The organism is Streptomyces sparsus (genome assembly GCF_054776295.1).
This window is the reverse complement of record NZ_BAAHCA010001336.1, coordinates 1-997: the sequence shown is the minus strand read 5'-3', so window position 1 is coordinate 997 and position 997 is coordinate 1. Positions and strand designations below refer to the sequence as shown.

Sequence of the window (997 nt, the reverse complement as noted above, 5' to 3'; positions counted from 1 at the left end):
GTCCCGGCGGGTGACCGGCCAGGCGTGGCCGTCGTGCCGGCCGGCGTAGCCGGCGCTCTCGAACTGGGCGACCACGGTGTCCAGTCGGGGGCCGCCGCCGTCGCCGGGACCACCCGCGAGACGGTCGAGCAGGGCGGCCGGCGGCACGTCACCGGGGTTGACGCGCAGGAACTCACCCGCGGCGGTGCGCACGGCCAGACCGTGACCGGGAACGGTGACGATCTCGACTCCGGGGGCGAGTCGGCTGCGGGTCACGGCTTTGTCTCCTGTCCGAACGGAACGACGCGGGAAGGGGCGGGCCCGCCCGGTGGGGTTCACCGGGCGGGCCCGCGAGGGGACTTACTCCTCGCCGTCGTCGAAGGGGTTCTCGACGAGCGCGTTGGAGTGGCTGGCCGAGGCGTGTGCGAGCTGGCCCGGGTCGGCGATCGGCGTGAAGATCTGCTCGTTGGTCTGGTCCATGGGGAATCCTCCCAATCAACGGGTGTGCGACGTCCGTTCGGACTTCGCACACCCACTCTAATGAAAACGATTATCGATTTCTAGTGGTCAACGGGTGATCGGGATAACACACCGGCCAGCCGCCCTGCGGATCCCGCCCGACTCGACCCGCGACGTCCAGAACGTCCGCCAGCAGCCCGGGAGTCACCACCTCGGCGGGCGGCCCGTCCGCCACCACCCGGCCGTCCCGCAGCGCCACCAGCCGCTCGGCGAACCGGGCCGCGTGGGCGAGGTCGTGCAGCACCATCACCACCGTCAGCGCCCGTTCCGCACGCAGCCGCACCACCGTCTGCAACACCTCCAACTGGTGCCGCAGATCGAGGTAGGTGGTGGGTTCGTCGAGCAGCAGGACCCGGGTCTCCTGGGCCAGCGCCATCGCGATCCACACCCGCTGGCGCTGGCCGCCGGACAGGGCGTCCACCGGGCGGTCCGCCCAGTCGGCCACACCGACGTCGGCCAGCGCCCGCCGCACTGCGGCGTCCTCCCCGCCGCTCAGCAT

Annotated in this window: 2 protein-coding genes and 1 pseudogene; all 3 read right to left on the bottom strand. The window is 72.0% G+C overall.

Annotated features, from left to right (window positions below; translation table 11 throughout):
- A pseudogene (locus ACYVE9_RS28280) lies at positions 1-255 on the bottom strand (hypothetical protein); the annotation flags it as partial.
- A gap of 84 nt (positions 256-339) precedes the next feature.
- A complete protein-coding gene (gene amiA / locus ACYVE9_RS28275) occupies positions 340-459 on the bottom strand; it encodes a streptamidine family RiPP (protein WP_461030734.1) in 120 nt (39 codons plus the stop codon).
- A 70-nt stretch (positions 460-529) separates the two neighbouring features.
- Positions 530-997, bottom strand: a 468-nt coding sequence (locus ACYVE9_RS28270) for an ABC transporter ATP-binding protein (RefSeq protein WP_461030733.1), incomplete at its 5' end; no start/stop codon positions are given.

What these genes read in the sequence shown, in the direction of transcription:
- amiA (WP_461030734.1), bottom strand. Translation starts at nt 459, where the DNA reads ATGGACCAGACCAACGAGCAGATCTTCACGCCGATCGCCGACCCGGGC.